This is a genomic window from Acidibrevibacterium sp., from assembly GCF_049965395.1.
GTDB classification, from domain to species: Bacteria; Pseudomonadota; Alphaproteobacteria; order Acetobacterales; family Acetobacteraceae; genus Acidibrevibacterium; species Acidibrevibacterium fodinaquatile.
Genome location: NZ_JBMFWJ010000007.1, coordinates 1 through 5537, shown reverse-complemented (window position 1 = coordinate 5537; position 5537 = coordinate 1). Strand labels below are relative to the sequence as shown.

At 66.2% G+C, this 5537-nt stretch carries 5 protein-coding genes; 4 read left to right on the top strand and 1 reads right to left on the bottom strand.

Annotation, left to right across the window (positions count from 1 at the left end; translation table 11 throughout):
* The first annotated feature begins 96 nt into the window (after positions 1-96).
* From lpxD to lpxA, 3 genes are all read left to right on the top strand, one after another.
* Positions 97-1191, top strand: coding sequence for a UDP-3-O-(3-hydroxymyristoyl)glucosamine N-acyltransferase (gene lpxD, locus ACP5M5_RS03685; protein ID WP_427935618.1), 1095 nt, complete (start codon positions 97-99; stop codon positions 1189-1191).
* Positions 1192-1313: 122 nt separating this feature from the next.
* Positions 1314-1760 carry a 3-hydroxyacyl-ACP dehydratase FabZ gene (gene fabZ, locus ACP5M5_RS03680; RefSeq protein ID WP_427935702.1) on the top strand — a complete coding sequence of 149 codons (447 nt, stop codon included), beginning with the start codon at positions 1314-1316 and terminating at the stop codon, positions 1758-1760.
* Entirely contained in the window at positions 1757-2572 is an 816-nt protein-coding gene (gene lpxA, locus ACP5M5_RS03675; RefSeq protein ID WP_427935617.1) for an acyl-ACP--UDP-N-acetylglucosamine O-acyltransferase, read from the top strand. The genes fabZ and lpxA overlap by 4 nt, the downstream gene beginning before the upstream one ends.
* A gap of 31 nt (positions 2573-2603) precedes the next feature.
* On the opposite strand, the gene ACP5M5_RS03670 is transcribed toward lpxA, so the two are convergent.
* Positions 2604-3179 carry a cupin domain-containing protein gene (locus tag ACP5M5_RS03670; RefSeq protein WP_427935615.1) on the bottom strand — a complete coding sequence of 192 codons (576 nt, stop codon included), beginning with the start codon at positions 3177-3179 and terminating at the stop codon, positions 2604-2606.
* A gap of 236 nt (positions 3180-3415) precedes the next feature.
* Between ACP5M5_RS03670 and ACP5M5_RS03665 the strand changes: the two genes are divergently transcribed.
* Positions 3416-5537, top strand: a 2122-nt coding sequence (locus ACP5M5_RS03665) for a putative bifunctional diguanylate cyclase/phosphodiesterase (protein WP_427935614.1), incomplete at its 3' end; no start/stop codon positions are given.

Sequence of the window (5537 nt, the reverse complement as noted above, 5' to 3'; positions counted from 1 at the left end):
CGCCAACGCCAAGTGCCGGCGCCCCGGCGCCGGCGGTCTCGGTGACCACGGCGCCACCCGCCGCGAGCACGCCCGCGGCCGGCGACAAGTAAGGCCATGGTGTCGGAAGTCGCCGGCGATCCGCGGTTTTTCCGGCGCGCCGGGCCGTTCAACATCGCCGCCATCGCCGCCGCCGGAGACGCCAAGGTCGAAGGACACGCCGCGAGCGCGATCGCGGCACGGCTTTTTACCGGGATCGCGCCGCTGCAAAATGCCGGGCCAACGGAGGTCAGCTTTCTCGACAATCGTCGCTATGTCGGCCTGCTCGGCACGACCAGGGCCGGCGCGGTGATCATCCATCCCGACCTCGCGAGCGCGGTGCCGCAAGGCGCCGTCGCCCTCATCACCCCCGACCCCTATCTCGCTTGGGCGCGGGTTGCGTCGCTCTTTCACCCGCTCCCGCCGGCGGTGCCGGGGATCGCGCCGAGCGCTGTCATCGATCCCACAGCGCGGATCGACGCTGCGGTGGAAATCGGGCCGCTCGCGGTGATCGGCGCCGGCGCCGAGATCGCCGCCGGTTGCCGGATCGGACCGCTTGCGGTGATCGGTGCCGGCGTCTCCCTCGGTCGCGATTGCCGGATCGGCGCTCATGTCAGCATCAGCCACGCCCTGATCGGGGCGCGAGTCGCGATTTATCCCGGCGCCCGCATCGGCCAGGACGGTTTCGGCTTCGCCGTCACCGAGAGCGGTTTCGTCTCGGTGCCACAGATCGGCCGGGTGATCATCGAGGACGATGTTGAGATCGGTGCCAACACCACGATCGACCGCGGCTCCGTCGCCGACACCGTCATCGGCGCCGGCTCCCGGCTCGACAATCTGGTGCAGGTCGGGCACAACGTGCGCATTGGTCGTGCTTGCGTTATCGTCGCGCAGGCCGGTATTTCGGGCTCGACGGTGCTCGAGGATTTCGTGATGGCAGGCGGTCAAGCCGGCTTGATCGGCCATTTGCACATCGGCCGCAAGGCGCGTATCGGCGCCCAGGCCGGGGTGATGGCGGATGTCGCGGCCGGAGCCAGTGTCGTCGGCAGCCCGGCGCAGCCGGTCTCGACCTTTTTCCGTGAGGTCGCGACTCTGCGCCGCCTCGCCAAGACCGGCAAGCGTAAAACGGCCCGCGCTGACGCCGAGAGCAGTGCTGCGGAGACCGAAGCGTGACGGCCGCGCGGTGAGCCACTCCCCGCCGCTGGTGGAACGAGACGAGGGAAACGGATAGAGAAACGCCCATGGATGCAGGTTTGAAGGAAAATACTGCCGTGGCCGAGGCGGCGTCCCGGGGAATGGTGATCGATATTGCCGGGATCATGCGTGCGATCCCGCATCGTTACCCCTTCCTTCTCATCGACCGCGTGGTTGAGCTATTTCCCAATGTCTCGGCGATCGGAATCAAGAACGTCACCGCCAATGAAGAGTTCTTCCAGGGGCATTTCCCCGGCCGGCCGGTGATGCCCGGGGTTCTGATCATCGAAAGCATGGCGCAGACCGCGGCGGTTCTGGTGGTGGGAACGCTGGGGCCGGAGGAGGCCGGCAAGCTGGTCTATTTCATGTCGGTCGAAGGCGCCAAATTCCGCCGCCCGGTCGCCCCTGGCGATCAGCTCCGCATCCATGTCGAGAAGCAGCGTAACCGCGGCAATGTGTGGAAATTCGCGGCAGTCGCGCGGGTTGACGGGGTGACCGTCGCGGAGGCGACCTTTACCGCGATGATCATGGACCAGCGCGCGGCGTGAGCGGCATTCATCCCCGCGCGCTGATCGCGTCCGGTGCCGAGATCGGCGACGGGGTCGAGATCGGTCCCTGGTGCTCGGTGGGCGCGGGCGCCGTCATCGAGGACGGCGCCAGGCTGGTTTCGCATGTGGTGGTCGAAGGCAGGACACGTATTGGCGCCGGCGCCATTCTTTATCCGTTTTGCACGGTCGGCCTCGCGCCCCAAGATCTCAAATATCGCGGCGAAGCGACCGAGACGGTGATCGGCGCGCGCACCCAGATTCGCGAACACTGCACCATCCATCGCGGCACGGTGACCGGCGCCGGTATCACCCGCGTCGGTGCCGATTGCCTACTGATGGCAGTCACCCATGTCGCGCATGACTGCGCCATCGGCGACGGGGTGATCATTGCCAACAACGTGGTGATGGGCGGACATGTCGAGATCGGTGACGGGGCGGTGATCGGCGGCGCCGCGGCCCTGCATCAGTTCGTGCGCATCGGCCGCGGCGCGATGGTCGGCGGCGTCTCCGGCGTCGAGGCCGATGTCATCCCGTTCGGCAGCGTGATCGGCAACCGCGCCCGGCTCGCCGGCCTCAATCTCGTCAAGCTCAAGCGCACCGGCGTGCCGCGGGCCGAAATCCACCGCCTGCGCCGCGCTTTCCGCATCCTGTTCGGCCCCGAGGGCGGTGTCTTTGCCGCGCGCGTCGCGCAAGTGCGGGCTGCCTATGGCGAGGACAGGCTGGTTGCGGAAATCCTCGCTTTCATCGACGCGCCTAGCCACCGCGGCCTGATTCGTGCCGCCATCGGTGCCGAAAGCGACAACGACGTCTAACGGGGCAGGCGGCGGGGTGCCGAACCGCGGCTTATACCGCTCGCCATCCCGGCTTGCTGGGATCGAGCCATTTCAGCCCGCCCGGCCCGAGGCCGCAGAGCGCGATTACCGCCGGCTCCTTCATCCCGCGCTTGACACCGTCATAATGCGGTGTGCCGGCGACGCGGCGGACGAAGCTCCCGGCCGGCGCCGCGACCGTCTGGTCGGGGTCGAAATCGGCGCCGCTATTGATCATCCAGGTGCCCGAGAGAACGACGCAGAGTCGATCGGTGAGATAGGTGTGCGGCGCGCTCATGTAGCCGGGATACCATTTGATGAGTACCAAATAGAGCCCGGGTTCGGTGCTCGCGCCCCAGAGCGGCGCCATCTCGACCGAACGCGGCGGAAACCCTGGCTGCGGCTGAAACGCGATCTGCTCTGGCAGGCGCAGGATGGTCTCGCTCGGGTCGATCGGGCTCGCAGCGGCGCTGCCCGCCCACATCGCCGGGAGCGCAGCCAGCAGCGGCGCCAACAGCAACGCTCGCCGGCCAGGGGGAATGCCAGGGGGAATGACGGATGGATCGGCGAAAATCTCGGGTGCGGTGTCGCCTGGCAGAGCGTTGGTCATGGCGCGGCGTGCCTCCTCTGGGGCTTGGTGATTTTTTGCGCGCGGCATTGCCGGGGCGGCTCGCAATTGCGTATTTTCACGAGAATTTGATCCCCCTGTCTCCTGCCGGACGGTCGATATGCGAAGAATTCCGTTTGAGTCCCTATCGGATTTCTCAATCCATGCCAAGGTTATCCGTTAACCTTCCCGGGCACTCGATGGTCTACCATGACAAAATGGCATAGTCGGGAGGTGGCATGCGCTGGCTCATCGCGGGGGTGACATCGGATCGCGATCTGCTGCTCTCCAGCCTTTCGCTCGCGATCTCGATTGCGCTCTGCCCGCTCGCGCTGGTGATGTTCTTTCGCGCCATGGCAAGCCATGGCCGGCGGCGCCTCGCCTGGCTGCTGGCGGCGGCGACCGCGTGCGGCACTGGCATCTGGGGTGTCGCGCTGCTCAGCCACGTCGTGTTCACCTCGGCGACGCGGCTCGCGGATGCGCCGTGGCTGCTCGGGCTATCGCTCGTTGAAGCGGTCACCGGCACGCTCGGCGCATTCTCGCTTTGGAGCCGCTCGCGCGGGCAGCCTTCCTTTATCATGCTCGGCGGCGCGATGCTCGCACTTGCGGTGGTCGCGATGCATTTCACCGGCCTCGCCGCCTCCCCCTCCCTGGCCGCGAAGGCTGCGGCTGGCAACACTGTCGATCTGCCGGGTTTCGTGCAGATCTTCATTGTGCTCGGCGGTGTCGCGCTGCTGATCTTGTTGCTTGGCGCCGTCGTCACCGTGGTCGATGTCCGTTTCGTGCTTCGCCGTGCCGAGGAAGCACAGCGGCTGCGCCAACTCGCCGATTCCGCGTTCGAGGGGCTGCTCATCCACCGCGACGGCATCATCCTCGATGTCAACACCGCCCTCACCGCTATCGTCGGCCAGCCCCGGGAAGCCCTGATCGGTGGCCATGTTCTTGATTTCGTCTCACTTTCTTCGCAGTTCCTGGTTCGCGAACGCCTCGCGATGAAGCCAAACCGGGTCGACGAGTTCGAAATCGTGCTTCCGGATGGCACGCGCCGCATCGCCGAAGTGCTCTCGCGCCCGATCCTGCATGGCGGCCAACCCGCGACGGTCGCCGCCATTCGCGACATTTCTGAGCGCAAGCAGGCACAAGCGCGAATCGAGCACCTCGCCCGCCATGACCCGCTGACCGGGCTTCCCAATCGCGTGAAATTCCTCGGCCTGCTCAAGGATCTCCTGGCCCGCGCCGACGAATCCGGTGCTTTCGTCGGCCTTCTTCTCCTCGATATCGACCGGTTCAAATTCGTCAATGGCCTCTATGGGCATGATATCGGCGATGGGTTGCTGCGCATCGTCGCGCGGCGTCTCGTTGCACTGGTGCGACAAGACGCAAAGGGCGAAGGGCACGTGGCGCGGCTCGGCGGCGATGAATTCGCGATCGCCCTGCCGCCCGGGCGTCAAGGCAGCGTTGCCGTCACGATGGCCGAGACGCTGCGAGCTTCCCTCGCCGAGCCGTTCGAGATTTCCGGCCAGTCGGTGCAGATCAACGCGCGGATCGGCATCGCCCTCGCGCCGCAGCACGGCCAAACCGTCACCGCGCTGATGAGCAGCGCCGATACCGCGCTGTTTTGGGCCAAGCGTGACGAACGGACCGCCATCCGCATTTTCGAGCCGGCCATGGAAAGCGAATTGCGGGTGCGCCGGAGAATGGAACGCGATCTTCGCCTCGCCGTGCAAAATCGTGCGTTCAAGCTCCATTATCAGCCGATCTACGCGATCGATGGCCAAACCCTGTGCGGGTTCGAGGCGTTGCTCCGCTGGTTTCAGAAGGATCGTGGCTGGACGGCGCCGAGCCGCTTCATCCCGTTGGCCGAGGAAAGTGGCCTGATCGGCGCGATCGGCCGCCAAGTTCTGGAAACCGCCTGCGCCGAGGCCGCCAATTGGCCGGACGCGCTTTACGTCGCGGTCAATCTCTCGCCGGTGCAGTTCCGGGCCGATGATCTCGTCGGCACCGTGACCGAAACTCTTGCCCGCACTCGGCTCGCGCCGGAACGGCTCGAACTCGAACTCACGGAAGGCGTGCTGATCGATGATACCGAACGCGCTCGGGCGCAACTCGTTGCGCTCAAGGCGCTTGGCGTCGGCCTCGTCCTCGATGATTTCGGCACCGGCTATTCCAGTCTCAGCTATCTTGGCCGTTTCCCTTTCGACAAATTGAAGATCGATCGTGCCTTCGTCTCGCGCCTCGCCGACGGTGCCGACGCCGCAACGATCGTTCGCGCAATTTCGGCGCTGGCCCAGGGCCTCGGCCTCTCGGTGACCGCCGAAGGGGTGGAAACCACAGCGCAGATCGATCTGCTGCGCGCCGTCC

Bases quoted from the DNA above. Each gene is read 5' to 3' on its own strand.
- lpxD (WP_427935618.1), top strand. From the start codon at position 97: ATGGTGTCGGAAGTCGCCGGCGATCCGCGGTTTTTCCGGCGCGCCGGG.
- fabZ (WP_427935702.1), top strand. From the start codon at position 1,314: ATGGTGATCGATATTGCCGGGATCATGCGTGCGATCCCGCATCGTTAC.
- ACP5M5_RS03670 (WP_427935615.1), bottom strand. From the start codon at position 3,179: ATGACCAACGCTCTGCCAGGCGACACCGCACCCGAGATTTTCGCCGAT.